This window comes from Sulfitobacter marinus, from assembly GCF_900116285.1.
Taxonomy (GTDB): domain Bacteria; phylum Pseudomonadota; class Alphaproteobacteria; order Rhodobacterales; family Rhodobacteraceae; genus Sulfitobacter; species Sulfitobacter marinus.
Genome location: NZ_FPAJ01000005.1, coordinates 105,264 through 131,336 on the forward strand (window position 1 = coordinate 105,264; position 26,073 = coordinate 131,336).

A 26,073-nucleotide genomic window follows, 5' to 3' on the forward strand; every position below is an offset into this window, starting at 1 on the left:
TCAGGTATCCTTTTCAAACGGGTTATCGGTGGCCGAGATCACGCCCCCCACCAATTGGTAGGAAAGCAGGTTATTGATGCTTGCCGGATCACGCACCAAGGCGGTGATCTGGCCCGGCAGCTCCTTGATGTCGCGGCGGTGTTGAGTCTCAAGCTGAATAGCCTGATCAAGCGTGACGAATTCAAAGGTGATCTTTGTGCCAGCCGGGGCCTGTGCGACGCGCGGCAGATCGCGCGGGATCACGGTGCCAATACGGGGATAGCCACCTGTGGTTTGCGATTCCCCCATAAGCACAAAGGGCGCGCCATCCCCGGTGATCTGGATATCACCCGGCACGATGACTTCGGACAGGATGGTCAGCCCACCCTCGGCATAGAACCCCGCACCGTCATGATCCATGCGCACGCCCATGCGGTTGGCCCGGGGGTCGCGGGCGAATTGCGTGCTGGTAAAGCGGTCGCGTTCATCCGCGGTGAAACGATCGGTTTGCATGCTGGCGACCACACGGACAGTGCCTCCGTCAAAACGGGTATCGCGGGGCAGTTGCATGCCCGTCGCGCGGCCCTTGTCAGGGGCCACCGGCAAGCGATCACCAGATTTCAACGCGGTGCCCAGACCGGCGCTTAGGTGGCTGGCGCGGGCACCCAAGACCGATTCAGTCGCAATACCGCCACCGATATGCAGATAACCATAGGTGCCAGAGGTCGCGCCGCCGATGGTCAGCTTGGCCCCTGGGGGCAGCAGGTGGCTGGCATTGCCGACGATGGTTTCACCGTCAATAGTCGCGGTCATGCTAGCCCCGGTCAGGGCGATGCGGATATCGGCATCTGCGGTAAAAGTGCCGCCGGTACCGGTCATCTCGATCACGGCCAAATCGGGGGATTGGCCCAGTAATGCGGCACCCTCGTGGACGGCAACCAGATCGGCCGCGCCACTTTTCGTCAGCCCTTGGGCCAACCATCCGGCGCGACCACGGTCTTGGATCGTGAGTGCCGGACCGGCCTGCACAATGGTGAGGGTTGTGGTCATGACAGCACCTCGGTCTCTGCGCCGCCAGCGCCGCTTTCATCAGTCGCAAGAATGGTGTCGTATTCGCTTCGCGAAATGGACGGAAAGCAAAGCTCATCCCCCGGAGAGAGCGAAAACGGGCGATCGCTGAGCGGGCGAAACGTTTTGAAAGCGGTCTGCCCGATATGTCGCCACCCCGTAGGCGACGCGTTGGTAAAGATGATCAACTGCCGGATCGCAACGATCAAGGCACCGGCGGGCACCGATTTCGTCAACGCCTGTTGGCGCGGGATATCCCAGTTCTTTGGCAGCTCGCCCATATAGGGCTGTCCGGGGGCAAAACCGATGGTCAACACGCGCACACGGGCCCGCGACAGCTCCGCAATCGCGGCATCAGGATCAAGGCCTGCCAGTTCGGCAGCTTCCTCAAGCTGGGGGGCCAGATCGGTGCCATAGACAGTCGGGATATGCCAGAGCGTGCGGCCAGAGGGCAAAGGCGCGGTGTACCAGTCTTGCGTCGCCAGCAGATCATTCAGCCGAGTCAGCATATCGTTCAGCGGTTGCGTGACCAGATCGACCTGCAGAAAGGTCGACACCAGCGACGTGCTGGTCTCGGACACTTGCGCCCAATCCGCCGAATCAACGGCTGCGCGAAACGACAAGGCCGCGCGATTAGCCGGTTCGGACATGGTATCGGCAAAGCTGATCAGAATACCGGTCAGGCCAACCGTTTGTATTTTCGGAAACGCGCTCATGATGGCCCCTGTCTAAGGTTGTCTGGCAACCATGTGGCAATGTCCGGAAAGAAGATCAACACGAACACCATGACCACCATGATCGCGAACATCGGCAATGCGGCCTTGGTAATGTATCCCATTTCGTGATCCGTCATGCCTTGCAGCACAAACAGGTTAAACCCAATCGGCGGGGTGATTTGTGCCATCTCGACAACCACGACGACAAAGATACCAAACCAGATCAGATCAATGCTGGCGTCGCGCACCATGGGTTCGACCACCGCCATGGTCAGCACCACAGATGAAATCCCGTCCAGAAACATGCCAAGCACAATATAGAACACCAGCAGCGCCATCAGCAGTTCAAAGCGCGACAGTTCCATACCTGCGATGCCATCGGCCAATGCGCGGGGCAAACCGGTGAACCCCATCGACAGCTTTAGGAACGCCGCCCCCGCGAGGATCAGCGCAATCATCGCCGAGGTGCGCATCGCGCCCATCAGGCTTTGTTGAAAGCTGCCCCAGTTCAGCGACCCTTGCAGAAGCGCCAGCACCAACGCACCAATCACACCAATTGCGGCGGCTTCGGTCGCGGTGGCAAAACCCAGATACATTGACCCGATCACAACCGAGATCAGCGCAAACACCGGCAAGAGAAACCGCGAATTGCGCAGCTTGTCGGCAAAGCTCATGTTTCGTTCAACCGTGGGGTTCCAGTTTTTGGAGGTGAGCGAGACGAACGCCACATAGGCCATGAACATCAGCGCCAGAAACAAGCCGGGTAACACACCTGCAAAGAACAGTTTGGTGATGCTTTCATTGACGGTCACGCCATAGACGATCAGCGCCAGCGACGGCGGGATCATCAGGCCAAGGGTGGCGGCACCGGCCAGCGTACCGATGATCATCTTTTCGGGGTAATTGCGCGCGCGCAGTTCGGGGATCGACATCTTGCCCACCGTGGTCAGCGTCGCAGCGGATGATCCTGACACAGCGGCGAACACCGTGCAGCCGACGATATTTGTATGCACCAGCCCGCCGGGTAGCTTGGCCAGCCACGGCGACAGACCTTTGAACATATCCTCGGACAGGCGGGTGCGAAATAATATCTCGCCCATCCAGATGAACAGCGGCAGCGCGGTCAGGGTCCAAGAACTGGAACTGGCCCATATCGTGGTGACCATCGCGTCGCCAACGGGGCGGGTCGTGAACAGCTCTATCCCGACCCAGGCAACCCCCATGAGGGCAAGGCCGACCCAGACGCCGGTGCCCAGCAGGAAAAACAGAACGACGAGGAAGAGGACGATTGCGTAAAGTTCAGTCATCGCGTCACTCCCCAAAGCTTTGATCGACAATATCGCGGGTCAGGCGATGCTCGCCCTTCACGATCAGAGTGAGCAGATTATCCGTCAGGGCGATAGCAAGGATCGCGCCGCCAACCACCATCACCGATTGCGGGATCCAAAGGGCCGTGGCATCTTGGGCCTGACTTACCTCGTTAAACTTCCATGACCAGTAGACAAACCAATAGGCGTAATAGGTGAAATACCATGCAATCGCCGCAGCCAACCCAAAGCACCAGATATCGAGCAGGCGTTTAGGGCCATCGGGCAAAGCATTCAGCAGGATCGACACCCGGATATGCGAGCCGCGGTTCAGCGCATTGGCAAAGGCGAGAAAGCTGGCCCCCGCCATGGCATAACCGGCATAGCTTGCGGCACCGGGGAACACTTCGCCGGTCCAGCGTGCAACCATTTGCACAACGATCAACAACAAGATCGCAACTAGACACATGGCAGCCAAAGCCCCTGAGATTAGATAAAGGGCATCAAGCGATTTGCGCAGGGCTTTCATAGGTGTCTCTCCGGTCGGCGGAAGAATGGCGGCCCGTGATCACGAGCCGCCAAAGGGATGCTTATTGCATCGACTTATAACTATCGACGATGGCCTTGCCGTCATCGCCAGCTGATTCCAGCCATTCAGACGTCATGGTATCCCCGACAGCGCGCAGGCCCGTCATCAGCTCTTCGCTGGCGGCTTCGACTTTCATGCCGCCGTCGCGAAGACCGTCATAGGTGAACTGGGTATAGTCCTTGGACGCTTGCAAACCGCGTGCTTCGGCCTCGGTTGCGCAGGTGGTGATGACGCCCTTGTTTGCATCAGACACGTCAGACCAAATATCGCTGTTCACCATGATATAGTTGCGCGGCAACCATGCGTCGACTTCGTAGAAGTTCGTCAGGCTTTCCCATACTTTCTGGTCATAGCCTGTCGCACCGCTTGAGATCATCGATTCAGCAACGCCAGTGGCAAAGGCTTGGCTAAGCTCCGCCGCTTCGATGGTGACGGGCAACATGCCGGTTAGTTCAGCCAGACGGCTGGTGGCGTTGTTATACGACCGGAACTTGACGCCTTTCATGTCTTCGACGCTGTTCACGTCTTTCTTGAAGTACAGACCTTGGGGCGGCCATGGCACGTTATAAAGCAGCGTCAGGTTCTGCTCGGCCAGCAACTCTTCGATCTTGGGTTTGGCCGCTTTCCAAAGTGCTGCGGAATCGTCAAAGGACGGCGCAAGGAACGGGATTGAATCGAAACCAAACATCGCGTTTTCGTTCTGGTGGCCGGACAACAGGCGTTCGCCCAGTTGCACTTGGCCGGTCTGGATGGCGCGTTTAATGTCTGCGCCGGCAATCAGCGACCCGCCGGGGTGAACGGTGATCTCGATATCGCCAGACGTGCCATCGGTCACGCATTTCGCAAATGCCATCCCGTTTTCAGAATGGAAGTTGGACGCGGAATAGGCCATCGGCATGTCCCACTTTTCAGCAGCCAGTGCGGGCAGCGCGCTTGTCATGGCGATCGCAGCAGTCGCCACGCAGGTCATCAGTTTATTGGTCAGTTTCATGGTACTCTCCTTGTTGGTGATTTTGGGAATTCAGACGTTGCTGAACCGTTGTGGGTGATAGGGTTTCATATCGGTATTGGTCGGCTGATCCAGGATCATGCCCGCAATCAGACGACCGGTTTTAGGCCCGCCAGTCAGCCCGATATGATGGTGGCCAAATGCGGTGTAGACCCGGCTTGTGCCAATCTGCCCGATCAGGGGCAGACTGTCGCTGGGGGCAGGCCTATGCCCCAGCCATTCGATTTCATTGCTGGCTTTCAGGTTCGGAAACGCGGCCCTGGCCTGACGACGCAGCAAAGCAAGTGGTGCCTTGGACGGGCCAGCCTCAAGCCCGCCGAACTCAAGGATACCCGCGCAGCGCACACCTTGGGTCATCGGGGTGGCCACGAATTTACCACTGGCGATCATAACGGGGCGCGATGGCCCGCCTGTCGCGCCTTCGAAGATCACATGATAGCCGCGTTCGGATTCCAATGGGACGTTCAGCCCCAGCTTGGCCATCAAAGGCTTTGACCAAACCCCCGTCGCCAGCAGGATATCATCGCAGGTCACAGTGCCCTGCGTCGTCTGCACGGCAGTTACGGTGCCGCTGGTCAGATCGACATCTTTGACCTCGGCCTGCATGATCGTGCCGCCAGCCTGTTCAAATGCCCGCGCCAAAACAGCGACATACCCCCCCGGATCGCGGATAAACCCGTGATCCTTGAGCGTGGCCAAACAGGTGATTTCAGGCCCTAACGCGGGCTCATAGTCAAGCACTGCCGCCCCTTCGATCAATTCAGGGGTAAAACCAGCCTGCGCACGTAATGCCCAAGTATAGGCCTCGGCGTCAAAGTCGGCACGACTGCGATAGGCAAAGACATAATCGCTGTCAGTCACCCAATCGGACAGACCCAGATCGGCGGTCAGGCTTTTGTGTTGTTCGACACTATCGCTGACAATCGGGGCAAGCGCTGCGGAAATGCGCCGCGTATCAGCGTCATTGGCATAGCCCATATATTTCACCAACCACGGCAGCAAACGCGGCAGATAGGATAGGCGCAAATACAGCGGCACGTCGCGGTCCAGCAGCATGAACGGTGCCTTGCGCAACAATCCCGGCCCAGTAACCGGTGCAACACCGCTTGCGGCCAGCACGCCAGCATTGCCATGAGACGTCCCAGCACCCGGCCCAGCGCGATCAATAATCGTCACATTCACGCCGGAACGCTGCAACCAGATGGCCGCAGAAACACCCACAATGCCCGCACCAATGACGGCCACATGGCGGGTCATCAAAAGTGTCCCCGCTGAGAGGGTTTAAGCTTACGCATGGTCATGATTCCTTTGAAAGTACTCTGGCAGAGAAATGCAATACGTCAACAAAATGTTGATAAAATGCCATCGTAGTGCAAAACGGACAGAACTAGTGCCCATAAACCGTGCTGATTATTTCGATTTCGGCGCGCGGAGCCAACCGTCGTCAAAGCTGATCTGTGACACCCCCGCCAGCTTGGTCAGCCGCGCCAGTTCGGCCTCGAACGCGCTTTGTTTACCCTTGCCCCACCGCGTTCCCGGTTCCGGCCAAAGCGCCCGCACCACCAGTGTATCACGATCGCGAAACGCCTTCATATCGACGCGGGCAATGATACTGTCACCCTGCAGGATCGGGAAAACATAATAACCATAGGTACGCTTGGCCTCGGGCACGAACATTTCCACCCTGTAGTTAAAGCCAAACAGCCGTTCCGCCCGCTTGCGGTCACGCAAGGCCGGATCAAAGGGACTGAGCACGCGCAACCGCTGGATCGGCTCGATGTGCACCGCTGGATCATCCGCGATGTCCGGGCGGGCATAGGCATCGCGCGTTTCGCCATTCGCACAGGTGACCAGAATAGGTTGCAACCGACCTGCGGTCAGCTCTCCGCGCACCCAATCCTTCGCCTCGGCGGGGCTGATGTGGTCCCAGAACGCGGCCAATTCGGTATGGGTGGCAAAGCCAAGACGCTCAAGCGCGCCGTTGCAGCACCAGTCGATTGTCGCCGCCTCATCCGGCACCGCGGCGGGATCACATAAATGCGCCTCAAGCACGTTTTCGGTCAGGTCATAGCGTTTCTGGAAACCATCCCGGCCAACCACATGCAGCGCGCCAGTGCGCCACAGGTATTCCAGCGCGGTCTTTGACGGGTGCCAATCCCACCAGCCGCTGTTTGGCCGTTTCTCATCTTTGCCGACATCGGCAGAACAAACCGGCCCCTGTTCGCGGATCTGATCCAACAGCTGGCTGAACCTTGTTTCAAAGTCATGCTGATGCCAGTTGCGATACCGCTTGCGTAGGGTTTCAGCATCGCGCTGTCGGCGCATTTCCCAATAGGAATAATAGCCCATCGGAATGACAGCCGCGTCATGGGTCCAATGCTCGAACAACGCGCTGTCTTTTTCATAGAGACGCTTTAATCCGCTGGGGCGATAGCGGGGCTTGCGGGAAAACAGGATCAGATCATGCGCCCGGGCGACCGTGTTGATGCTGTCCAACTGGACAAAGCCCAAGCCCTCGATCACCTTCAGCAGCGCGTCCCCTTTTGCATCGCCCTGCGGCGTGTCACTTAGCAAATGACGGTGCAGGAACAGACGTCGCGCATCTTTGTTGCTGAGCGTGAGCGTATTCATCCGCTGCGTTTGCGGCGCAACGTATCCCCCAATGACAGGGTTGGCGTCATCGTCACATGGGTCTGCAAATCAGGGTCAGGTTCATCCAATGTATCATTCAGAATGATCTGCGCCGCAGCACGCCCGATTTCGGCGCGGCAGGCATCCATTGTAGCTAATTGTCGTGGCAAACCCTGCAACAGCTCGACGTTGTTAAAACCCGCCAACCCGATCTGCCCAGGAATATCAATGCCTTGATCGATCAGGTACAGCAGGCCGCCCGCACCAATCATGTCATTGGAGTAATACAGAAAATCCAGATCGGGCGACCGTTCCAGCATGTCTTGGGTCATCTCGCGGCCCTTGGCCAGCGCCGACCCGCCTGAGTAAAACGCACGGTCCTCAATCTCGATCCCGGCCTTCGCCAGACCTTCGGTGAATCCTTCGAAACGCTTACGGGCGCGGTGGTCCAGCGGCATTTTCGTGCCCATAAACCCGATATGCTCGTAGCCCTCTTTCAGGATCGCCTTGGCCATTTCCTGACCCGCGCGACGGTGCGAAATCCCCACGACCGCGTCAATCGGACGCCCATCGACATCCATAATCTCGACGACCGGAATGCCCGCGTTTTTCAGCATGGCACGGGTGGCGTCCGAATGCTCAAGCCCCGCGATAATCACACCCGACGGCCGCCAGGACAGCATTTCGTATAAAACACGCTCTTCCTTCTCGGGCATGTAATCCGTCACCCCGACAACAGGCTGCAGCGGCGTATCCTCGAGCACCTGATTGATGCCGTTCAGCACCTCGGGAAACACCATATTCGATAGGGACGGGATGATAACGGCAACAAGGTTCACCCGCTGCGAAGCCAGCGATCCTGCGATCTGGTTGGGCACATATCCCAGCTCTTTCGCGGCGGCCAAAACCCGCAGGCGCGTCGCCTCTGACACATCACCCCGTTTGCGCAACACCCGGCTGACTGTCATCTCGGATACGCCGCAGGCATCAGATACATCGCGAAGTGTTAACGGGCGTTTTGGGGTCTGTGACAACGCAATATCCTACTATTCAACCAGAACTTTACGCTAACGTAGATTGTGAGCAGGGCGCAAGGCATCACGATGCCGCGCCCCAAAACCACCACCCCGTTTTTGCAGGTGACGCCCCTATCCTGGCTTGCTAAAGCTAAATCATCGGCCCCGTGGCTCAACTGGATAGAGCAGCCCCCTCCTAAGGGGCAGGTTGCAGGTTCGAATCCTGCCGGGGTCACCAAAACTATCACCCATTTACAGACAGACCCTAAAACGCTTGCAGACATCCGCGATGTTCAACCGGTTTGGAGCGAAAAATATACGACTGCTCAAATTCGTATGTAAAAATGGTGAGCCCGTCCGGGTTCGAACCGGAGACCTACTGATTAAAAGTCAGTTGCTCTACCAACTGAGCTACAGGCCCACTAGGCGGCTTACTAGAAAGGTGGCGCGGTGGGGTCAAGCCCTTAACGTACGAAATTTTCCGCACATGCTGGATAAGTTTCATTCGCCACGTTATATGCGCCAAATGTGCAGTGATATCACCAACGGTTTGCCCTTTATGAAGATGCATGGGCTGGGAAACGACTTTGTCGTGCTGGATGGGCGCGAGGCGGGTGCGGAATCGTTTTCCGTAACACCCACCTTGGCCAAAGCCATCGGACATCGGCATTTTGGTGTTGGCTTCGATCAGCTTGCCATCATTTCGAATGGCAAGGGCGATGCGCATCTGACGTTCTATAATTCGGATGGCTCGACAGCTGCGGCTTGTGGCAATGCAACCCGCTGTATTGCGCGGTTTCTGATGGACGAGACAGGGAAATCATCGCTGCATCTGACCACGGATCGAGGCGATCTGGAAGCCCGCGATCTGGGTGACGGCCAGACATCCGTGAACATGGGGCAGCCGCAGCTTGAGTGGCAGGATATCCCTCTGGCCCATGCGATGGATACCTTGGAGCTGCCTATTGAGGGCGCGCCAACGGCGACCGGGATGGGCAATCCACATTGCACGTTCTTTGTGGATGACGTGGCCGCCGTCGATCTGGCCAGCTTTGGCCCCGAGATCGAACATCATCCGCTCTACCCCGAACGTACCAACGTACAGGTCGCGCAAATTGTCGGGCCAGATCATATCCGCATGCGCGTCTGGGAACGGGGCGCGGGTGTTACACTGGCCTCCGGGTCGTCCAGCTGCGCCACAGCCGTCGCTGCGGCCCGTAGGGGGCTGACAGGGCGCAAACTGCGCATCGATCTTGATGGTGGCACGCTGCAGATTGACTGGCGCGAGGATGGCGTTTGGATGACAGGGCCCACCGCCCATGTTTTCAGCGGCACCCTGACACCTGCATTTTTGGACAGCCTGAAATGACCGCGCCGATTTTCTCAAACCACGGTTGCCGTCTGAACGCGTATGAGACTGAGGCGATGAAGGACCTTGCCCAGCAGGCGGGTCTGGAAAATGCTATTGTCGTTAACACCTGCGCGGTCACCGCCGAGGCCGTGCGCAAGGCCCGTCAGGATATCCGCAAGCTGCGCAAAGCCAACCCAAATGCCCGGTTGATCGTCACCGGCTGCGCTGCCCAGACGGAACCCGGCACCTTCACCAAAATGGACGAAGTGGATGCCGTGATCGGCAACACCGAAAAGATGGTTGGCGCGACGTGGCAAGGGCTGGCTGCCGATTTTATCGGCGAAAGCGAGACCGTACAGGTCGATGACATTATGTCGGTCACCGAAACCGCTGGCCATTTGATTGACGGCTTCGGCACGCGCAGCCGGGCGTATGTTCAGGTGCAAAACGGCTGTGATCACCGCTGTACCTTTTGCATCATTCCCTATGGGCGGGGCAATTCGCGCTCTGTCGCTGCCGGTGTTGTCGTCGATCAAATCAAGCGGTTGGTCGACAAGGGCTTTAACGAGGTCGTGCTGACCGGCGTGGATCTAACGAGCTGGGGGGCTGATTTACCATCAGAACCGAAACTGGGTGATCTGGTCATGCGGATATTACGGCTCGTCCCTGATTTGCCTCGACTGAGAATCAGCTCAATCGATTCGATTGAGGTCGACGACAACCTGATGCAGGCCATTGCAACCGAACCCAGGTTAATGCCGCATTTGCACCTTAGCTTGCAGCATGGCGATGACATGATCCTCAAGCGGATGAAACGGCGGCATTTACGCGATGATGCGATCCGCTTTGCCGAAGAGGCGCGTAAACTACGGCCGGACATGACCTTTGGGGCCGATATTATTGCGGGCTTCCCGACGGAAACCGAGGCGATGTTCGCGAACTCTCTCAAGCTGGTCGATGAATGCGATCTGACCTGGTTGCATGTGTTCCCCTACTCGGCCCGCGAAGGCACGCCAGCCGCGCGCATGCCCGCCGTGAACGGTACCTTGATCAAAGCCCGTGCAGCCCGGCTGCGGGAAGCAGGAGAACGGCAAGTGGCCAGACACCTGACCGCCCAGCAGGGTGTCGATCACCGTGTGCTGATGGAAAGCACAGTTATGGGCCGGACAGAACAGTTCACCGAAGTGCATTTTTCAACCCCCCAAACCGAGGGGAACATCGTCGGTGCGAAGATCACAGATCACAATAATAAGCATCTGTTGGTCGGTTAGCTGACATTATGCTGTTCTAAAGCATAACCTATGATTGCGTTTTCCAGTGGGTTTGTAGAAGGTTGAAGGCATAGCCTCACCTCGCCCAAGATGGATATCCAACATTGCCTGTTTCACCGCCCAAGAACCTAAGAAAACTGATCGAGAACGGCGTCTTCTCGAACGAGTCGGACGTTCTGAAACAGTTTATGGCAGAGTTGGCGACTGAAAAGCGATTGGAAAAGGGCGAGGTCCTGTTTGAACAGGGCGACCCCGGCGAGACCTTGTATGCAATCGGAAGCGGTACATTGGAATTTAGCGTACTATCGCCCGATGGCCGCAAGCTGATCCTTGACGTGATGAACAAGGGCGCGATTTTTGGCGAGATCGCATTGTTTTCCCCCGGCCCCCGAACTGCAACGGTTATCGCCCTAGAAGCGGCCACCGTGTGGGGGGTCAAAAACACTGATGTGCTGGCGTCATTGAGAGAACGCCCCGAACTGGGGGTGGATATGATCCAGCTGGCCGGGCGGCGCATGCGGTGGATGGGTCAACAACTTCGGGATCAGGTTTTCTTGCCTTTGACGATGCGGCTCGCGCAAAAAATCCTATATCTCGCCATGCACAATGGCACCCATGATAACGTTCTCAAGCTATCACAGGCCGAACTGGCCGAATTTGTCGGGGTCAGCCGGGAATCGGTTTCCAAGACCCTCGCCATATGGAAGCGCGAAGGGGTGATTGATCTCAGCCGCGGATCCTTGCGTATTCTTGAGAAAGAAAATCTCGAAAAAATAGCCGCTTCCGAGATTATCTGACCGTTATGTGATCCAGATCACAGACGCGTGAGCTTTAGTTAACTAAAAATTAATACATTGAAACGCGGGACAGCGATAAAAATCATCCTTCTAGTCTGGATGATGTTGGCCCGGTTTAGAGACAGAGGGACAGGGTTCGGCCAAGGTAGTTATCCGCCTTCGTCAGGGCGTTCAATTGATCTGAATGCTTGCCCTTCTCTCTCTTTTTAAACGGCCATTTTGTTTGTGCATCACAAGAAGGCTCCCCACTTCGCACAAACGCAAAAGCCTTCTGGATCAGTCCCGGTCCAGAAGGCTTTATTTTTTCGCGGTATCGAAAGACTGACTGGATCAGTCTTTCTTGTATTTTACAGGGGCCCAAAGCCGCTTGTTTGTCAGGTACAGCAGCACCGACAGCAGCGTCAGGAAAATCACGCCGGCAAAACCAGCCTGCTTGCGTGCCATCATCTTGGGTTCCGCTGTCCACATCAGGAAGGCGGCAACATCCGCAGCCTCGTGATGCAGATCGGCCGAGTGACCGTCGGCATATTCAACATCATCGCCGTACAGCGGCTGTGCCATGGAGATCCAGCTACCCTCGACCATGGAGTGGCCGTGATCGTCTTTACAAGAATCAGGGATCCCGCCATTTGCGAACGCTTTGTTATACGAGCCGGGGAAATCCTCGGGCGCGCATTCTGGCGCTTCTTCATAGCCGACCATCAGGGACGCGATGTATTCCGGCCCGCCGATGCCTTTGAGGAACTGATTGATACCCAGACCATAAGGGCCATGGAAACCAGCACGCTTCTTGGCCATCAAGCTCAGGTCAGGCGCTGTATCGAGCGCAGAGACCGGAAAGTGGTCAACCGGTGTTGCCGGGCGGAAATCGTCCAGCTCGGCGTCAAAGACTTCGTAGCGTTCCGAATAGGCGCGCACTTGGTCTTCTGGCATGTGTGGGCCGCCCTCATCTGCCAATGTGCGCAGAGGTACGAATTTCAGACCGTGGCACGCCGAACAGACCTCGGTATAGACCTGAAGACCACGTTGAAGCTGGTTGGTGTCGTAGGCCCCAAACGGGCCTTCGAAAGAGAAGTCAAAGTCTTCTACATGCGCTGCACCACCCGCCGCCAAAGCGGCAGACCCGGTAAGGCCCAAGGCGACAACAGCCGATATGAAAGTTTTCTTGATCATTGTCATGGTCCTTACTCTGCTGGGTTGACCAGCGTCTTGGTGCCGCCGGTTTTCGCGTCGTAATGCGATGCAAAATCGGCCTCGATGGTTTCGGGCTGAGCCAGAGGTTTCTCAAGCACACCAAGCAACGGCATGATGACCAGGAAGTAACCGAACCAATAGGCCGCAGCGATCAGCGAAAGGCTGGCATAAGGTTCTTCGGCAGGCATGGCACCCAGCCACATCAGCGCAAAGAAATCTATAACCAGCAGGGCAAACCACCATTTGAACATCGGACGATACCGACCCGAGCGCACCGAAGATGTATCGAGCCAAGGCACCAAGGCCATCACGGCAATCGCACCAAACATAGCCAACACACCAAAGAACTTGGCGTCAATGATGCCACCCGTCACAAAGGACGCGATCTGAACCACCCAAACTTCGGCAGTAAAGGCGCGCAAAATTGCGTAGAACGGCAGGAAGTACCATTCAGGAACAATATGCGCAGGTGTCGAAAGCGGGTTCGCTTCGATGTAGTTGTCAGGGTGACCAAGGTAGTTTGGCATGAAACCGACGATCGCAAAGAAGATCACCAAAATCACGGCCAGCGCGAACAGATCTTTTATTACGAAATATGGCCAGAAAGGCAGCGTGTCTTTCTCTGCTTCTTCTTTCGATCCGCGACGGACCTCAACACCGGTTGGGTTGTTGTTGCCCGTGGTGTGGAACGCCCAGATGTGAACGATAACCAGACCGGCAATCACAAAGGGGAACAGATAGTGCAGGCTGAAGAAACGGTTCAGCGTTGCGTTATCAACCGCTGGTCCACCCAAAAGCAGGGTTTGGATCGCGTCGCCAACGAATGGTACGGCACCAAACAGACCGGTAATAACGGTCGCACCCCAGAAAGACATCTGACCCCACGGCAAAACGTAGCCCATGAAGGCGGTGCCCATCATCAAAAGATAGATCAGCATGCCGACAATCCACGTCACCTCGCGCGGTGCTTTGTAGGAACCGTAGTAAAGGCCGCGGAAGATATGCGCATATACAGCGATAAAGAACAGCGATGCGCCGTTTGCGTGCATGTAACGCAGCATATAGCCGCCATTCACGTTGCGCATGATATGTTCAACCGAGGCAAACGCCTGATCAACATGCGGCGTATAATGCATCGCCAAAACGATACCGGTAATGATTTGCAACGCCAGACAGAACGTCAGAACGATGCCCCAGATCCACATCCAGTTCAGGTTCTTAGGGGTCGGGATCATCAATGTGTCATACATTAGTCCAACAACCGGCAGGCGGCTGTGCAGCCACTTTTCGCCGTTTGATTTTGGCTCGTAATGGTCGTGAGGAATGCCAGCCATTCTAGTTCTCCCTTAACCCAGTTTGATCGTGGTTTCGTCCACGAATTCTGCAATTGGCACCGGCAGATTGGTTGGTGCTGGACCTTTGCGGATGCGACCCGCAGTATCATAGTGCGAGCCGTGGCAGGGGCAGAACCAGCCGCCGAAATCACCCGCGTCGCCCAAAGGCACACAGCCAAGGTGCGTACACACGCCCATCATGACCAACCATTCTTCGTTGCCAACCATTGCGCGGTTTTCATCGGTTGCAGGTGAATCAGCCGCGATATTCGCGTTTTCGGCACCTTGGTCAGGCAGCTCAGACAATTCAACGGCGCGCGCCTTGGCGATCTCGTCGTCGGTGCGACGGCGGATAAACACTGGTTTGCCCAGCCATTTGACCGTCAATTGGGTGCCCGGCTCAACCGTGGAAACATCTACGCGGATGGACGACAAAGCCTTAACATCGGCGGATGGGTTCATTTGATTGACCAAAGGCCAGGCTGCCGCACCTACTGCAACTGCACCTGTACCTGCCGTAGCGTAATAGAGGAAATCCCTCCGGGTGCCTGCGTGATCTTCTGCTTGGGACACGGGTTAACTCCAAATCGAGGGCCAAAAGGCCATTAATCCAAGGGGCGGCGAAAACACGCCTCCCGTCGTTCTGTTGTTTACTAGCCTCAAGGACTGCGCACGTCCAGATGCCTTTGATGCGCAAACCGCCGCAGCTAGTGTTTCAATGGGCCTAAAATCCTGAAATTTTACTAATTTATGCAGCAGGTGGCACGGTTGCCTGCATTGAGGGCCGCGAATCAAAGGTTTTTGCCCAATTCGCCAGCGCATCATTGCCCTTGCGCCAGTTTCGCGCGTCATGCCGAAAATCAAGATAGGAAAGCGCGCAACCGACAGCGATTTGCCCCATATCCAGCGGGCCAGACAAATGGCTGACCCAGCGGCTGTTCAGCACGGCAACGGCGCGTTCGATTTTGCCCCATTGTCCTTCGGCCCATTCCGGCATCTGTTTGTCATCGGGGCGCATCCGCCCCTCGTACACCATCAGTAACGCGGCATCCAATATTCCGTCTGCCGTCGCCTCAAGCGTCAGGGTATCCCAGCGGCGCGGTGCCGCCGGGTACAGCTTGCCGCCGGCGCGGTCATCCAGATAGGCACAAATTACCCGGCTGTCATACAAGGTCGGTCCTTCGCTGCGCTCAAGTGCAGGGACTTTGGTCAGCGGGTTTTTCGACAGCAACGCTGCATCAGGGGCCAACGGCGTTGTGTTCATAGTCTCAAGTGTCACATCATCGATCTGGCCGGTTTCGTGCAGCAACACCATGACCTTGCGAACATAGGGCGAGGTCGGGGAATAATAGAGCTTCATCGTTGTCTCCTCCAAGAGTTATGCCAATATCACTGGCAACGCAGGCTGGTGCAATCACTTGTTGTTCCGCTCGTTCAGCCGCCTGTGGCCGCGCGCATCATCTGCGCGATGATATCCGTCTCGGCCCCGAAACCATGCAGATCGACACCATCAGCTGCAGCCAACCGCACCGCGTCCGGTTTGTTCTGGCTCAGCTTCCAAGTGCCGTCGACGCTGGTGATGGTAATCCGGCAGGGCACGATCATCCGCATCAGCTTGCGCATCGTCTCATCTTGCATCTTGTCCGTGGTCCAAGGCGGCTTCGGAAGCAGCCTGTCTTCGTAAAACGCTGATTGACGGTTCAGCAAATCAAGAAGTTCCTCGGTGGGGCGCAGCTCCAACACGCCGGTCAAATGCACAGCAACATAATTCCACGTCGGTACTTGGTCCTCGACCCCGTACCAATCTGGCGAGACATAGCTATCGCCACCAACCACGGCCAGTTTCACGGCAATCGGTTCGGCCAGTGCACGCGCAATCGGATTGGATCGCACCAAATGAAGGTCGGCGATATCGCCCGTATCGTTCAACAAAAACGGCACATGCGACATCAACGGCCCCGCAGCCCCATTCGTGGCAAGCACACCAAATCCACGTTTCCGCGCAAAGGTGATGTTCTTGGCTGTATCGGCATCATGGAAGACCGGGTTCGGGTGCATGGCGTTACGTCTTTCGTGCAAGTGCACTTTTGGTATTGCAGACCCGCGCACAGCTTGGCAACTTAGACATATTCTCAGGGCGGGGTGTAATTCCCCACCGGCGGTATGTGGCCTTGCGTCACGAGCCCGCGAGCGCGACCGCCCCTTTTGGGTCGGTTGGTCAGCAGATCTGGTGAGATGCCAGAGCCGACGGTCATAGTCCGGATGAAAGAGAATGCGTTTGCGCGGACCCAATTCTGGGCCGTCCGCAATCGTGATCGCCTTGGGTGACTTGTGTCGCTGACGTTAAAAAGGAGATCACTATGACACACACCCGCTACGCCTTTATCAAAGCCCGTTGGCATGCCGATATCGTGGATCGTGCCTATGACGGATTTTCTGAAACCATCCCAGCCGGCCAAATCGACGTGGTCGATGTACCCGGCGCATTCGAGATGCCTTTGATGGCGCAGACGCTTGCAAAATCAGGGAAATACGACGCCATTATTTGCGCGGCTTTTGTCGTGGATGGTGGCATCTACCGCCACGATTTTGTGGCATCAGCCGTTGTAGATGGGTTGATGCGCGTAGGACTGGATACCGGCGTTCCGATCCTGTCCGTATCTCTGACGCCACATCATTATCAGGAAACCGACCACCACAACGCGATCTACCGCGCACATTTTGTGGAAAAAGGCCGCGAGGCCGCATCCGCAGCCCTTGGTATCGTTGCCGCGCGTCAGCTGCTAGACGCCTGATACTGCGCGGGCCTGCACGTCAGGCCCGCTGCGCTGCAATACTGGCAACGCCCAACACATCCAGCACCTTGGCCTCGATCTGTTCGGCGTTCATGCCGGCGACAGCATACATATCTGCCGGACTTGCCTGATCAATAAAGGTATCAGGCAGCACCATCGACCGATACTTGAGCCCTTCGTCAAACACGCCTTCATCGCTCAGCAATTGCGCAACATGGCTGCCAAAGCCGCCAACAGCGCCTTCTTCAATCGTGATCAGCGCCTCGTGATCAGCGGCAAGCGTCAGGATCATGTCCCGGTCCAGTGGCTTGGCAAAACGCGCGTCCGCAATGGTCGGTGTAATGCCCTTGGCGCGCAACGCCTCGGCGGCCTTTTCAACCTCGGCCAAACGGGTGCCGAATGACAGCAAGGCCACGCGCTTGCCCTCTGCGATGATCCGCCCCTTGCCAATCTCAAGCGGTACGCCGCGCTCGGGCATATCAACCCCATTGCCTTCGCCACGCGGGAAACGGAATGCAATCGGGCCGTCCTCATGCGCCGCTGCGGTAGCAACCATATGCACCAGCTCAGCCTCATCCGCGGCGGCCATCACGACCATACCCGGCAAATTGGCCAAGAACGCCACATCAAATGCGCCTGCATGGGTCGCCCCATCGGCACCAACCAATCCGGCGCGATCAATCGCAAAGCGCACCGGAAGGCGCTGGATCGCGACATCATGCACAACCTGATCATAGCCGCGCTGCAAGAACGTCGAATACATTGTGCAAAACGGCTTCATCCCGCCTGCCGCCAAAGCGGCTGAAAATGTCACGCCATGTTGTTCGGCAATGCCCACATCAAAGCAGCGGCTGGGATAGCGTTCAGCAAACAGATTCAACCCGGTACCATCCGGCATCGCCGCCGTGACCGCACAAATCTTATCGTCCTTGGCCGCCTCGGCGATCAGGCTATCGGCAAATACACGCGTATAGCTGGGTGCATTCGACGGCGCTTTTTTCTGCTCGCCGGTCAGAACGTTAAACTTGGCCGTGGCGTGCCCCTTGTCGCGGGCCGCCTCAGCCGGGCCATAGCCCTTGCCCTTCTTGGTGATCACATGGATCAACGTCGGCCCCGTCGCCCGCGCCTTAACCGTGCGCAGCACAGGCAGCAACTGGTTCAGATCATGCCCGTCAATCGGCCCCAAATACGAGAACCCCAACTGTTCGAACAAAGTGCCACCAACGGCCATGCCCTTCAGGATATCCTTGGCGCGCTTTGCCCCCTCACGGAACGGGCCGGGCAGCAGACTAACCGCCCCCTTGGCCGCCGCTTTGAAATTCTGAAAAGGCTCTTCGGCGTACAAACGACTTAGATAAGACGACATCGCGCCAACAGGCGGGGCAATCGACATCTCGTTATCGTTCAAAATCACGATCATCCGCTTTTTCAGATGGCCCGCGTTATTCATCGCCTCATAGGCCATACCGGCAGACATCGACCCGTCACCGATCACCGCAATCGCATCGCCCAGCCCCTCGGGCACCACGCCGCCCAGATCACGCGCAACGGCAAAGCCCAACGCCGCCGAGATAGATGTCGAACTATGCGCGGCCCCGAACGGGTCATAGGGGGATTCACTGCGCTTGGTGAAACCGCTCAACCCGTCCTTCATCCGCAAGGTGCGAATGCGATCCCGCCGTTCGGTCAGTATTTTATGCGGATAGCATTGATGGCTCACATCCCAGATCAACTTGTCACGTGGTGTGTCAAAAACCGCATGCAAGGCGACCGTCAGCTCGACCACACCCAAGCCCGCACCCAGATGCCCGCCAGTTTCAGACACAGCCGAAATCGTCTCGGCGCGCAGTTCGTCCGACAGCTTGATCAGCTCGGGGTCGGAAAACTGTTTCAGGTCCGCAGGGCGGGCCACACGGTCCAGCAATGGTGTCTTGGGTCTGTCAGTCATCTCGGCCCCTCCGAAGGGTCAGCTTTTGCGCGCAATAACGAAGCGTGCCGCGTCTCGCAAGGTTTCAGCATCGTCGCCGTAAGGGGTCAAAGCGTCACAAGCAGAATCCACCAACGCACCAGCACGCGCCTTGGCCTGCTCTAACCCCAGCAGCGATACGAATGTCGCCTTACCGGCACCTGCATCTTTGCCGACAGCTTTGCCAACGGTTGCCACATCGCCCTCAACATCCAAGATGTCATCGACAATCTGAAAGGCAAGCCCAAGATCGCGGGCATAGCGCCGCAGCGGGCCAGCATCGGCACCTGCCATCACCGGTCCGGCGGTCGCGGCCCATTCAATCAACGCGCCTGTTTTGCCCGCCTGCAAAACGCTGATCTGTTCGAGCGTCAGTGGCTGGCTGGCCGTTTCGGCGGCGATGTCCATCGCCTGCCCGCCGACCATACCGCGCACGCCGGCCGCACCGGCCAACCCCGCGATCAAAGCCACACGCGCAGCATCAGGGCATCCGGCATGGGCAAGCAATTCAAACGCCAATGTTTGCAATGCGTCCCCGGCCAGAATGGCCGTCGCTTCGTCCCATTTGACATGGACCGTCGGCTGCCCGCGGCGCAGATCATCATCATCCATTGACGGCAAATCATCATGTATCAACGAATAGGCATGCAGCGCCTCGATCGCACCGGCACAGGGGGCCGCATGCGCATCCAGAATACCATGCAACCGGGCGCTCTCGATCACGAGAAAGGCGCGCAATCCTTTGCCACCTGCCACAGCATAACGCATCGCCTCGGCAACCGTACCGTCCACACCGCCAAGCCCATGCAAAACCTGTCCGGTCGCCAAATCGGCGGCATGGCCCAGTGCCTGATCAAATGGCCTGCGGGTCAGCTCTGCGTCCAAATGAACGTCAAACCCCGCCAACGGCCGCCACCCCTGTGGGGTTACCTTCCCCGTCCAAGGTAATCTGGGCAACCTTCTCTTCTGCTTCTTTCAACTTGGTTTCACAGCGTTTTTTCAACGCAGCTCCACGTTCATACAGCGCAATGCTCTCATCCAAGGCGACATCGCCACGTTCCAGCTGGCCCAATACTTTTTCAAGCTCGGCCATCGCCGCTTCAAAGCTCATCTCGTCTACCGCAGTTTCAGTCATGTCTGCCAACCTTCATACTTAAATCTTTCCCAACCATACCTCGCATGGCCCGCGCCTTCCAGTCGCCGATCACAACTTCTCTGGCTCAAAAATATCCCACGGGGGTTTGGGGGTGTGAAACCCCCATCGGGCGGCAGCTGAATTAATCAGGTGCCAGCATATAGCCCGCACCGCGCACGGTCTGCAGATAGCGCGGTTGTTTTGGATTGTCCTCGATCTTGCGCCGCAGCCGGGTGATTTGCACATCAACAGCACGCTCCTGCGCCTGCCCGCGATCGCGACCCAATTCCTCAACCAGCTTTGACCGGCTCAGCGCCGCGCCAGGTTGCGCTGCGAAAATACGCATCAATTGAATCTCGGTTGCCGTCAGCCGGACCAGATCATCTCCCTGCCACAGCTCCCCGCGCTCTATGTCATAGCGGATCGGCCCCATCGAAAGCACCTTTGGCGCATTATCTGACACACTCGTATCGGGCATGCGCCGCAAAATCGCATTGATGCGCAGCAGCAGTTCCTTTGGCTCGAACGGTTTGGCCAGATAGTCATCTGCACCCGCTTCAAGCCCTTCGATCCGGTTGTCCGTCTCGCCCTTGGCGGTCAGCAACAAGATCGGCGTCGCCAATGTTTCGCGTAAACTGCGGGTCAGGCTCACGCCATCTTCGCCCGGCATCATCACGTCCAGCACGATCAGATCGAAATCAAGCCCGGCCAGAATACGCCGTGCATGCGCCGCATCGCGGGCAGCAGTCACTAAAAACCCATGCCGCATCAGAAATTTCTGCAGCAGCGTCCTAATACGTTCGTCATCGTCAACGATCAGCAGATGCGCATCCATGCTATTCATCCGCTATTTTCTTTCAAACGCTGGTAGCTATGGCGCATCTCAGGGTCCATCATCGTTTCCAGCACGCTGCGAAACCCTGCGACGGCCTCGGGGCCCGCTTCGCGAAAGGCGCTACGCATCCGTACCCGCTGCGCGTCCGATAATGTCTGTTCAAGCGCGCGGCCTGCTTCGGTCAAGTACAAATGCCGCTCCCGCTTGTCTGATTTTCCCACCTGGCTTTCCACCAGACCATCGGCAATCAAGGTGCGCAACACACGATTTAGGGACTGTTTTGTAACACCCAGCAGGCCCAACAGGTTATTCACTGTTGTACCCGGTGCACGGTTAATAAAATGGATCGCGCGATGATGAGCGCGGCCATAGGCCATATCCACCAGAATCCGGTCAGGGTCAGCGGTAAAGCCACGATAGGCGAAAAACATCGCCTCGATTGCTTGTCGCAACTGTTCATCCGTCAAAAAAAGCAGATTTTCACCGGAGTGAGAAGATGTGCCGCGTCCGTCTGCCATTCTTGTCTCCTGCAACTTTGGTTCAGAGTTTACGTCAGCCTTGTTGACTTTCCAAGTGGCAAAGGCTAACGAATCTCAAGTTTTGCGTAAGAAAATGTCCGATATGGACGCAAATCGCGCAACATTCGTAAAATACAATGACGGATCAAGGAAGGATTCACCATGGACGGTGCATATGATGATCGCGACGGCAAGATCTGGATGGATGGCAAGATGGTCGATTGGCGTGACGCCAATGTCCATATTCTGACCCATGCAATGCACTATGCCTCTTCTGTATTCGAAGGCGAGCGGTGCTATAACGGCAAGATTTTCAAAGGCCCTGAGCATTCCGAACGTCTGCGCAAATCCGCGCAATATCTGGATTTCGAGATCCCATATACTGTCGATGAAATCGAGGCCGCAAAATACGAAATGCTGCAGGCAAATGGCTGGACAGATGCTTATGTGCGCGCAGTGGCGTGGCGTGGTGCTGGCCCTGACATGGGCGTCTCTGCCGCGCGCAACCCCGTGCGTCTGGCAATTGCCGGTTGGGAATGGGGCAACTATTACGGCGACGCCAAGATGAAGGGGGCAAAGCTCGATATTTCCAAATGGAAACGCCCCTCGCCCGAGACGATCCCGGTGCACGCCAAGGCCGCCGGTCTTTATATGATCTGCACCACCTCCAAACACGCGGCCGAGGCCAAGGGATGCTCTGACGCGTTGTTCATGGATTACCGCGGCTATGTGGCCGAAGCGACAGGCGCGAACATCTTTTTCGTCAAAGACGGCGAAGTGCACACGCCGCTGGCTGACTGTTTCCTGAACGGTCTGACACGTCAGACGGTGATCGGGATGCTCAAGGAAAAAGGTCTGGTGGTTCACGAACGCCGGATCATGCCGGAAGAGCTTGAAGGCTTTGAACAATGCTGGCTCACTGGCACCGCCGCCGAGGTTACACCCGTTGGCCAGATAGCTGATTACACGTTTGAGGTCGGTGCCCTGACCCGCGATATCTCGGAAGCCTACGAAAAGCTGGTACGGACGTAGGGTGGGTGCCAACCCACCTTAACCAAACAAAAACGGCGCGGTTCATCCCCGCGCCGTTTTCTGTTTCGATAAAGCCTTAGTACAACGCGACCGGATTGATCATCGCCTGCACCGTGCCTTTGATCAGCGGCTGGCCCAGAACAAACATGAATTCCTTCACGCCGTCGCGTACCAAGGGGCCGGTGTTCATGGCCTCAAGAATATAGATACCGTTGTCTTTCAGCAGTGTGACATGACCATAGAAAACCTTGTCACCCTCTTTGGCTGGAATGGCCTCTAGCCCCCAGGTATCCGCACCGACGGCCATCAGGTTCAACGATGCCAGATAAACAGCGCCTTCGTTGTCCAAACCCGGCTCGGAGGACCCCCATGCGGCAGGATTGCTTTCCAGCATGCCGTCGGTCCATCCGGTGTGGAACATGACGATATCGCCTTCGTTCACCGTGATCTCTTGGGCGTCCATTGCTGCCTTGATCTCGGCCTCGCCGAAATGCTCGCCAGCGGCCAACACGTCTTTGCCGAAATGTTTCGCCATATCGACAATCACGGCACGTGCAACAAGCGGCGGCACGGCGTGTGTGCCCAATTTGGTCAGCCCGCCAATTGCCGAAATCTCTTTCTCATCCAGGCAGTTGTAGTACCGGCCGTTTTCACCCAAGTGCCCCAAACCATCCAGTTGCGAACCGATGCCGATCCACGTCTGGATGATGTCGTCGTTATAATTCCCTTCATACCCGAAGGCAGACAGTTTTTGCCCGCCTTGCTGGTTCGGCTGCACGATCTGCAGGTTCAGGGACCGTGGTGGAAAGGCCGGCGTGTCAGGGCCGATCACGATACCAAGCGGCATAGATTTACCGCGCTTGATCAGCTTTGACGCCTCCAGCGTCCGCTCGGCACTGATCAGGTTGGCCGATCCGATCTGATCATCCGCACCCCATTTCGATGGCGCGCAATCCTGCGCAAAAGCGGTGCTGGCCGCAAAGCCGCATGCGATTGTCGCCACGATAATTGATTTCAACGTCATGGTTCTTCTCCTCCCAGAAAATAAATGCGGCCCCTTCTTTGAGGATGATTCCGCATGTCCAGAAGATCAGGCTAACACGATTTCCACCAACGCGCGTGTGACGCAACGTCGAATAGCCTAGCTGGGCGTGCCTTGCGGGGGGCTGCTGGCTTTGGCTTTTGACCGATCCAGCCCCAGTTGCCGTTCCCGCCAAATGATCAGCACGCCGCCGGTCATCACCAATCCGGCACCGATCAGAATGGCGGGCGTCGGCACTTCGCTAAAGATCAACCACCCGATCAGGGTCGCGAAAATCATCGACGCATAATCGAACGGGGCCAGCATCGAAACAGGCCCGAACCTAAAAGAGGACGTGATCATAATTTGCGAAATCCCACCAATCAGCCCGGCGACAACCAACAAGGCACTTACCCCAAGCCCCGGCATGACCCATACAAAAGGCGACCAATTCAGGATCAACCCCAAAGGCAATGTAAGGAAGGAAAGCACAGTCGCCGTCAGTGAAAAGAAGAACACGATCGCTGCGGTGCTATCGGTTTGCACCAACCGGCGTACGTGAATTTGCACCATGGCCCGCATGATCGACGCGCCAAGAACCATAAACGCGCCCATCGTCGCCATCTGCGACACCGTATCGCCCCCAATCGTAAAGCGCGGGTAGAGCACGATCAAAACCCCCACCAAGCCGACGGCAACCGCAGACAGGCGGAACAGGCGCACCCGTTCGCCCAGAAAGATCGCGGCAAAAACAACGGTAAACAAGGGCGTCGCATAACCGATTGCTGTGACTTCGGGCAACGGCAACAAACTAAGCCCGCCAAAGGTCAGCCCCATGGCCGTGGTGCCAAACACCCCGCGCCAGACATGCCCCATCAGATTTGACGGCTCTAACCCGTGGCGCAGATCGCCACGCTGCCAGAGCCACAAAATAATAACCGGAAAGGCAAAGAACGACCGAAAGAACACAGCCTGCGCGGCCGGGACCGTATCGGTCGCGGTCTTGATGATGGCCGCCATGGCCGTGAATAAAAAGACCGCCCCCAGTTTAAGGGTAATTGCCCGTCCCGGGCGGTGTTCAGTCATTGTTGCTGCCATACCGGATGCTTGCGCCCCTGCGGATCAAAGTTCAAGACCCCGCGCGCCGCATGCAGCAATTTTCGAATGTTCCGATCCAAAAAACTTGAATTTTTTGGCTGACTTAGCCGATGACGCCCTGATTTTCGCCAACCTGCCCCCGGTGCAGCAACATGTGATCCAGCAACACACAGGCCATCATCGCTTCGCCCACTGGAACCGCGCGGATCCCCACGCAGGGATCATGGCGGCCCTTGGTAATGATCTCGGTATTTTCGCCCGATTTCGTGATCGTCTTGCGCGTCGTGAGGATGCTCGATGTCGGTTTAACCGCGAACCGCAGGACAATATCCTGCCCTGTGCTGATCCCGCCCAGGATACCGCCCGCATGGTTCGACGAATAAACAGGGCCATCCGGGCCCATGCTGATCTCATCGGCGTTCAATTCGCCCGTCAGCATCGCGGCAGACATACCTTCGCCGATCTCTACCCCTTTGACGGCGTTGATGCTCATCATTGCGGCGGCCAGATCGGTATCAAGCTTACCGTATACAGGTGCACCAATACCGGCAGGCACCCCACGCGCCGTCACTTCAATGATCGCACCAACCGACGAACCGGACTTGCGCAACCCGTCCAGATAGTCAGCCCAATCCGCCGCCGCGCGGGCGTCGGGCACCCAAAACGGGTTCTGTTCAATCTGGTCCCAATCAAAGGCATCGCGGTCAATCTTATGGGCACCCATCTGCACCATATAGCCGGTGATCCGGACGTTCGGGGCAATCGCCTTGATCGCCTCGCGGGCCAATCCGCCTGCTGCCACCCGTGACGCGGTTTCCCGCGCCGATGACCGGCCACCGCCACGATAATCGCGGATACCGTATTTCTGAAAATAGGTGATATCGGCGTGGCCGGGACGGAACTTGTCCTTGATATCACCGTAGTCTTTTGACCGCTGATCGGTGTTCTCGATCATCAACTGGATCGGCGTTCCGGTTGTCACCCCTTCGAATACACCCGACAGAATGCGCACCTCATCGGCCTCGCGGCGTTGCGTGGTGTATTTATTCTGGCCAGGCTTACGCTTGTCCATCCAGTGCTGGATCATCTCCGCATCGACCGGCACGCCGGGCGGGCAGCCATCAACCGTGGCACCCAAAGCAGGCCCGTGGCTTTCGCCCCAGGTGGTCACGCGGAAAAGATGGCCAAAGCTGTTGATCGACATATGGGATGCTCCTTTGCCCTCCGCATTAACGGGGCTGGCGGCATGCCTCAAGGGGTTTTGGCTTGCCAAGGGCGCACAAGCCTCCTACGTCTTTGGGTACCTCGGGGGGCACTGTTGTGCTGAGATTGCGAAAGCTGACCCGTAGAACCTGAACCGGTTAACACCGGCGGAGGGAAGGTCTGGACATGCTTCCAACGCTTTCTGACG

26 protein-coding genes, 2 tRNA genes and 2 riboswitches are annotated in these 26,073 nt (G+C 57.1%); of the genes, 6 read left to right on the forward strand and 22 right to left on the reverse strand.

Going from position 1 to position 26,073, the window contains the following annotated elements:
* From BM347_RS14435 to BM347_RS14470, 8 genes are all read right to left on the reverse strand, one after another.
* Positions 1-1,029: a 5-oxoprolinase subunit C family protein gene (locus tag BM347_RS14435; protein ID WP_093917203.1), complete on the reverse strand. Its 1,029-nt coding sequence runs from the start codon at positions 1,027-1,029 to the stop codon at positions 1-3.
* On the reverse strand, positions 1,026-1,763 hold the full coding sequence (locus tag BM347_RS14440) for a 5-oxoprolinase subunit B family protein (protein ID WP_093917204.1): 738 nt from the start codon (positions 1,761-1,763) through the stop codon (positions 1,026-1,028). The genes BM347_RS14435 and BM347_RS14440 overlap by 4 nt, the downstream gene beginning before the upstream one ends.
* Complete coding sequence (locus tag BM347_RS14445; protein ID WP_093917205.1) at positions 1,760-3,070, reverse strand: TRAP transporter large permease; 1,311 nt, start codon at positions 3,068-3,070, stop codon at positions 1,760-1,762. The genes BM347_RS14440 and BM347_RS14445 overlap by 4 nt, the downstream gene beginning before the upstream one ends.
* 4 nt (positions 3,071-3,074) lie before the next feature.
* The gene (locus tag BM347_RS14450; protein ID WP_093917206.1) at positions 3,075-3,599 is read right to left on the reverse strand and encodes a TRAP transporter small permease; all 525 of its coding nucleotides are present in this window, start codon (positions 3,597-3,599) and stop codon (positions 3,075-3,077) included.
* Positions 3,600-3,660: 61 nt separating this feature from the next.
* On the reverse strand, positions 3,661-4,650 hold the full coding sequence (locus tag BM347_RS14455) for a TRAP transporter substrate-binding protein (RefSeq protein ID WP_093917207.1): 990 nt from the start codon (positions 4,648-4,650) through the stop codon (positions 3,661-3,663).
* 30 nt (positions 4,651-4,680) lie between these two features.
* A complete protein-coding gene (locus BM347_RS14460) occupies positions 4,681-5,925 on the reverse strand; it encodes an NAD(P)/FAD-dependent oxidoreductase (protein ID WP_093917208.1) in 1,245 nt (414 codons plus the stop codon).
* 153 nt (positions 5,926-6,078) lie between these two features.
* Positions 6,079-7,299 carry a winged helix-turn-helix domain-containing protein gene (locus tag BM347_RS14465; RefSeq protein ID WP_093917209.1) on the reverse strand — a complete coding sequence of 407 codons (1,221 nt, stop codon included), beginning with the start codon at positions 7,297-7,299 and terminating at the stop codon, positions 6,079-6,081.
* Complete coding sequence (locus BM347_RS14470) at positions 7,296-8,333, reverse strand: LacI family DNA-binding transcriptional regulator (protein ID WP_093917210.1); 1,038 nt, start codon at positions 8,331-8,333, stop codon at positions 7,296-7,298. Before BM347_RS14470 ends, BM347_RS14465 begins: the two co-directional genes overlap by 4 nt.
* A 143-nt stretch (positions 8,334-8,476) precedes the next feature.
* On the opposite strand from BM347_RS14470, the gene BM347_RS14475 reads away from it, so the two are divergent.
* Positions 8,477-8,553 (forward strand) — tRNA-Arg (locus tag BM347_RS14475).
* A 107-nt stretch (positions 8,554-8,660) separates the two neighbouring features.
* Here the strand turns inward: BM347_RS14475 and BM347_RS14480 are convergent.
* Positions 8,661-8,736: transfer RNA gene (locus tag BM347_RS14480), tRNA-Lys, on the reverse strand.
* A gap of 66 nt (positions 8,737-8,802) precedes the next feature.
* Between BM347_RS14480 and dapF the strand changes: the two genes are divergently transcribed.
* From dapF to BM347_RS14495, 3 genes are all read left to right on the forward strand, one after another.
* Positions 8,803-9,684, forward strand: a complete 882-nt coding sequence (dapF, locus tag BM347_RS14485) for a diaminopimelate epimerase (RefSeq protein WP_093917211.1) — start codon at positions 8,803-8,805, stop codon at positions 9,682-9,684.
* Complete coding sequence (mtaB, locus tag BM347_RS14490) at positions 9,681-10,937, forward strand: tRNA (N(6)-L-threonylcarbamoyladenosine(37)-C(2))-methylthiotransferase MtaB (protein ID WP_093917212.1); 1,257 nt, start codon at positions 9,681-9,683, stop codon at positions 10,935-10,937. The genes dapF and mtaB overlap by 4 nt, the downstream gene beginning before the upstream one ends.
* A gap of 104 nt (positions 10,938-11,041) precedes the next feature.
* Complete coding sequence (locus BM347_RS14495) at positions 11,042-11,734, forward strand: Crp/Fnr family transcriptional regulator (protein WP_483883288.1); 693 nt, start codon at positions 11,042-11,044, stop codon at positions 11,732-11,734.
* Positions 11,735-12,064: 330 nt separating this feature from the next.
* Here the strand turns inward: BM347_RS14495 and BM347_RS14500 are convergent, their stop codons facing one another.
* The 5 genes from BM347_RS14500 to BM347_RS14520 all read right to left on the reverse strand — a co-directional run bounded on the left by BM347_RS14500 (position 12,065) and on the right by BM347_RS14520 (position 16,320).
* A complete protein-coding gene (locus BM347_RS14500; protein ID WP_093917213.1) occupies positions 12,065-12,913 on the reverse strand; it encodes a cytochrome c1 in 849 nt (282 codons plus the stop codon).
* Positions 12,914-12,918: 5 nt separating this feature from the next.
* The gene (petB, locus tag BM347_RS14505; RefSeq protein WP_093917214.1) at positions 12,919-14,262 is read right to left on the reverse strand and encodes a cytochrome b; all 1,344 of its coding nucleotides are present in this window, start codon (positions 14,260-14,262) and stop codon (positions 12,919-12,921) included.
* A 12-nt stretch (positions 14,263-14,274) separates the two neighbouring features.
* Positions 14,275-14,835 (reverse strand): ubiquinol-cytochrome c reductase iron-sulfur subunit, encoded by a 561-nt coding sequence (gene petA, locus BM347_RS14510; protein WP_093917215.1) that lies wholly within the window; start codon positions 14,833-14,835, stop codon positions 14,275-14,277.
* A gap of 175 nt (positions 14,836-15,010) precedes the next feature.
* A complete protein-coding gene (locus BM347_RS14515) occupies positions 15,011-15,622 on the reverse strand; it encodes a glutathione S-transferase (RefSeq protein WP_093917216.1) in 612 nt (203 codons plus the stop codon).
* 74 nt (positions 15,623-15,696) lie between these two features.
* The gene (locus BM347_RS14520) at positions 15,697-16,320 is read right to left on the reverse strand and encodes an FMN-binding negative transcriptional regulator (RefSeq protein WP_093917217.1); all 624 of its coding nucleotides are present in this window, start codon (positions 16,318-16,320) and stop codon (positions 15,697-15,699) included.
* Positions 16,321-16,386: 66 nt separating this feature from the next.
* A riboswitch (FMN riboswitch) is annotated at positions 16,387-16,540 on the forward strand.
* Between the two features lie 82 nt (positions 16,541-16,622).
* On the opposite strand from BM347_RS14520, the gene BM347_RS14525 reads away from it, so the two are divergent.
* Positions 16,623-17,057, forward strand: a complete 435-nt coding sequence (locus tag BM347_RS14525; protein ID WP_093917218.1) for a 6,7-dimethyl-8-ribityllumazine synthase — start codon at positions 16,623-16,625, stop codon at positions 17,055-17,057.
* Positions 17,058-17,076: 19 nt separating this feature from the next.
* Here the strand turns inward: BM347_RS14525 and dxs are convergent, their stop codons facing one another.
* The 5 genes from dxs to BM347_RS14550 form a co-directional block, all read right to left on the reverse strand.
* Positions 17,077-19,005, reverse strand: coding sequence for a 1-deoxy-D-xylulose-5-phosphate synthase (gene dxs / locus BM347_RS14530; RefSeq protein ID WP_093917219.1), 1,929 nt, complete (start codon positions 19,003-19,005; stop codon positions 17,077-17,079).
* 18 nt (positions 19,006-19,023) lie between these two features.
* A complete protein-coding gene (locus tag BM347_RS14535) occupies positions 19,024-19,929 on the reverse strand; it encodes a polyprenyl synthetase family protein (RefSeq protein WP_175498590.1) in 906 nt (301 codons plus the stop codon).
* Complete coding sequence (locus BM347_RS14540) at positions 19,916-20,158, reverse strand: exodeoxyribonuclease VII small subunit (RefSeq protein WP_093917220.1); 243 nt, start codon at positions 20,156-20,158, stop codon at positions 19,916-19,918. Before BM347_RS14540 ends, BM347_RS14535 begins: the two co-directional genes overlap by 14 nt.
* A 142-nt stretch (positions 20,159-20,300) precedes the next feature.
* Entirely contained in the window at positions 20,301-21,002 is a 702-nt protein-coding gene (locus BM347_RS14545) for a response regulator (protein ID WP_093917221.1), read from the reverse strand.
* A complete protein-coding gene (locus BM347_RS14550; protein WP_093917222.1) occupies positions 20,999-21,511 on the reverse strand; it encodes a MarR family winged helix-turn-helix transcriptional regulator in 513 nt (170 codons plus the stop codon). The genes BM347_RS14545 and BM347_RS14550 overlap by 4 nt, the downstream gene beginning before the upstream one ends.
* A gap of 162 nt (positions 21,512-21,673) precedes the next feature.
* Between BM347_RS14550 and BM347_RS14555 the strand changes: the two genes are divergently transcribed.
* Positions 21,674-22,543, forward strand: a complete 870-nt coding sequence (locus BM347_RS14555; RefSeq protein WP_093917223.1) for a branched-chain amino acid aminotransferase — start codon at positions 21,674-21,676, stop codon at positions 22,541-22,543.
* 76 nt (positions 22,544-22,619) lie between these two features.
* Here the strand turns inward: BM347_RS14555 and BM347_RS14560 are convergent, their stop codons facing one another.
* From BM347_RS14560 to aroC, 3 genes are all read right to left on the reverse strand, one after another.
* Positions 22,620-23,567 carry a cyclase family protein gene (locus tag BM347_RS14560; protein WP_093917224.1) on the reverse strand — a complete coding sequence of 316 codons (948 nt, stop codon included), beginning with the start codon at positions 23,565-23,567 and terminating at the stop codon, positions 22,620-22,622.
* Between the two features lie 117 nt (positions 23,568-23,684).
* Complete coding sequence (locus tag BM347_RS14565) at positions 23,685-24,662, reverse strand: DMT family transporter (protein WP_093917225.1); 978 nt, start codon at positions 24,660-24,662, stop codon at positions 23,685-23,687.
* Positions 24,663-24,765: 103 nt separating this feature from the next.
* Positions 24,766-25,866, reverse strand: a complete 1,101-nt coding sequence (aroC, locus tag BM347_RS14570) for a chorismate synthase (protein ID WP_093917226.1) — start codon at positions 25,864-25,866, stop codon at positions 24,766-24,768.
* Between the two features lie 92 nt (positions 25,867-25,958).
* Positions 25,959-26,058, forward strand: a riboswitch (TPP riboswitch).
* Positions 26,059-26,073 lie beyond the last annotated feature (15 nt).